Genomic DNA, 3,122 nt, shown 5'->3' with positions numbered 1-3,122 from the left:
CTAAAATAAATCGCGAAGTCATCCTTAACTTGCCGGTTATATAAAAAGAACCGTTCTGCCGGCAGCGAGGCTGCTGCATTCAACGTTTGAATTCAGCTTAGCGCAGATGACAGCGTTGGCGAGCCGGTAATGCATCCGGGTCGCTCAATATTGAAAACGGAGGTAGCAAGTGACTATTGCTATTGTAATCGGCACACACGGTTGGGCGGCGGAGCAACTGCTCAAAACCGCCGAAATGCTATTAGGCGAGCAGCAAAACGTCGGCTGGATCGATTTCGTGCCCGGCGAAAATGCTGAGACGCTGATTGAAAAATACCATGCACGTCTCGCTGAACTGGATACCAGCAAAGGCGTACTTTTCCTGGTCGATACCTGGGGCGGCAGCCCGTTTAATGCCGCCAGCCGTATCGTCGTCGATAAAGAACAGCATGAGGTCATTGCCGGGGTCAATATTCCGATGCTGGTGGAAACCCTGATGGCGCGCGATGACGATCCCACCTTTGATGAACTGATCGCCGTGGCGGTGGAAGCGGGCCGCGAAGGCGTAAAGGCGCTGAAGGCGAAAGAGCCTGAGCCCGCCCCTGCCGCCGTCGCCGCCTCCGCCCCCCGTCAGGCCGCGCCGCAGGCGCCGCTGGGCCCTGACGACCATATGAAAATCGGCCTGGTGCGCATCGATGACCGTCTGATTCATGGTCAGGTAGCGACGCGCTGGACGAAAGAAACCAATGTATCGCGCATTATCGTCGTCAGCGATGAAGTCGCCGCCGACAAAGTGCGTAAAACATTGCTGACTCAGGTCGCGCCGCCGGGCGTCAGCGCGCATGTGGTCGATGTCGATAAAATGGTGCGCGTCTGGAATAACCCGAAATATGCCCGCGATCGCGTGATGCTGCTGTTCACCAACCCCACCGATGTGGTGCGCGTGGTGGAACAGGGCGTAGAGGTGAAATCCGTCAATATTGGCGGCATGGCTTTCCGTCAGGGAAAAACGCAGGTCAACAACGCCGTTTCCGTCGACGCTAAAGATATCGAGGCGTTTAAGAAGTTAAATGCGCGCGGCATCGAACTGGAGGTCAGAAAAGTCTCCAACGATCCTAAGCTGAAGATGATGGATCTGATCGCCAAAGTTAATCAGTGACCCACCGTTTTACTTATGACCTGACGCGTCAGGTTTCACGCAGTTTTACTATGTCACAGGAGAAGTGCAATGGAAGTCACCACTCTACAAATTGCGCTGGTATTTATTGTCGCCTGTATTGCGGGTGTTGAATCGATACTCGATGAATTTCAGTTTCACCGGCCGCTGGTCGCCTGTACGTTGATCGGCGCGGTGCTGGGCGATATGAAAACCGGCATTATTATCGGCGGGACGCTGGAAATGATCGCGCTCGGCTGGATGAATATCGGCGCGGCCGTGGCGCCTGACGCTGCGCTGGCGTCTATCATTTCCACCATTCTGGTTATCGCAGGCGGACAGAGCATCGGCGCCGGCATCGCGCTGGCGATCCCGCTGGCGGCGGCCGGTCAGGTGCTGACCATTATCGTGCGCACCATCACCGTGGCTTTCCAGCACGCGGCGGATAAGGCGGCCGAGAAAGGCAACCTGTCGGCTATCTCCTGGATTCACGTCACCGCGCTGATTCTGCAGGCGATGCGTATCGCCATTCCGGCCGTGATCGTGGCGGTCTCCGTCGGCACCGACGCCGTACAGAGCATGCTGAGCGCCATACCGGAAGTGGTAACCGGCGGCCTGAATATCGCTGGTGGCATGATCGTGGTGGTGGGTTACGCGATGGTCATCAATATGATGCGCGCGGGCTACCTGATGCCGTTCTTCTACCTGGGCTTCGTCACCGCCGCCTTTACCGACTTTAACCTGGTCGCGCTGGGCGTTATCGGCGTCGTCATGGCTGCGCTCTATATTCAGCTCAGCCCGAAATATAACCGTGCCGCTGGCGGCGCTGCGCCAGCCGCAGGCCCTGCTCATAACGATCTGGACAACGAATTAGATTAAGGGGTGTGAAAATGGTAGATACCACTGCATCAACAGCGAAAAAACTCACGCCCGGCGACGTGCGTAGCGTCTTCCTGCGCTCCAATCTGTTTCAGGGTTCATGGAACTTTGAACGTATGCAGGCGTTGGGTTTCTGCTTCTCTATGGTGCCGGCGATCCGTCGTCTGTACCCGGAAAATAACGAGGAGCGCCGCCAGGCGATCAAGCGTCACCTGGAGTTCTTTAACACGCACCCTTACCCGGCCGCGCCGATTTTAGGCGTGACGCTGGCGATGGAAGAACAGCGTGCGAACGGCGCGCCCATCGATGACGGGGCGATTAACGGCATTAAAGTTGGGCTAATGGGGCCGCTGGCTGGCGTCGGTGACCCGATTTTCTGGGGCACCATGCGTCCGGTATTCGCGGCGCTGGGCGCGGGCATCGCCATGAGCGGCAGCCTGCTGGGGCCGGTGCTGTTCTTCGTGCTGTTCAATCTGGTGCGTCTGCTGTTCCGCTATTACGGCGTGGCGTACGGCTACAAAAAAGGGGTCGATATCGTTAACGATATGGGCGGCGGCTTCCTGCAAAAGCTGACGGAAGGCGCGTCGATTCTCGGCCTGTTTGTGATGGGGGCACTGGTTAACAAGTGGACGCATGTGAATATTCCGCTGGTGGTGTCGCGCATCACCGACCAGACCGGTAAAACGAACGTCACCACCGTACAGTCGATTCTCGATCAGCTGATGCCGGGACTGGTGCCGCTGCTGCTCACCTTTGCCTGTATGTGGCTACTGCGCCGTAAAGTCAACGCGCTGTGGATTATCATCGGCTTCTTCGTGATTGGTATTTTTGGTTACTGGATCGGCCTGCTGGGCCTGTAATCGATGCGGGACATGGCCAGCCGCCTTAGCGACTGGCCATTTTTTATCAGCCCGGCAAGCGTTTTAAGCAACGCCGGGCCTTATTTCTGAAGGAACCGTCATGTCGTTAACCGACGCCGCCATCCTGCTGTTTATCGCCCTGCTGCTGCTGTATGCCGTTTACGATCAGTGGATAATGCCGCGCCGTCACGGCAGAACGCGTTTGCGGGTGCCTCTTCAGCGACGCGGCAAAGCGGACAGCCTGATTT

General features: G+C 57.1%; 4 protein-coding genes. All 4 read left to right on the top strand.

The features are described 5' to 3' along the window. Positions 1-169 precede the first annotated feature (169 nt). Positions 170-1,138 carry a PTS mannose transporter subunit IIAB gene (manX, locus tag MYY08_RS15730; RefSeq protein ID WP_038625771.1) on the top strand — a complete coding sequence of 323 codons (969 nt, stop codon included), beginning with the start codon at positions 170-172 and terminating at the stop codon, positions 1,136-1,138. A 69-nt stretch (positions 1,139-1,207) separates the two neighbouring features. Then, a complete protein-coding gene (locus MYY08_RS15725; protein ID WP_038625770.1) occupies positions 1,208-2,014 on the top strand; it encodes a PTS mannose/fructose/sorbose transporter subunit IIC in 807 nt (268 codons plus the stop codon). Positions 2,015-2,025: 11 nt separating this feature from the next. Next, positions 2,026-2,874, top strand: coding sequence for a PTS mannose transporter subunit IID (locus MYY08_RS15720; RefSeq protein ID WP_038625769.1), 849 nt, complete (start codon positions 2,026-2,028; stop codon positions 2,872-2,874). A 100-nt stretch (positions 2,875-2,974) separates the two neighbouring features. Continuing rightward, positions 2,975-3,122, top strand: a 148-nt coding sequence (locus MYY08_RS15715; protein ID WP_288014871.1) for a DUF986 family protein, incomplete at its 3' end; no start/stop codon positions are given.

Origin of the sequence: Mixta sp., assembly GCF_024610815.1 — a bacterium.
Lineage (GTDB): Bacteria > Pseudomonadota > Gammaproteobacteria > Enterobacterales > Enterobacteriaceae > Mixta > Mixta calida.
Note: the sequence above shows the minus strand (reverse complement) of the source record. Positions and strands in the feature narration are given on the sequence as shown.

Excerpts from the sequence above, each read along its gene's own strand:
- MYY08_RS15725 (WP_038625770.1), top strand. The coding sequence starts at position 1,208 with ATGGAAGTCACCACTCTACAAATTGCGCTGGTATTTATTGTCGCCTGT.
- MYY08_RS15720 (WP_038625769.1), top strand. The coding sequence starts at position 2,026 with ATGGTAGATACCACTGCATCAACAGCGAAAAAACTCACGCCCGGCGAC.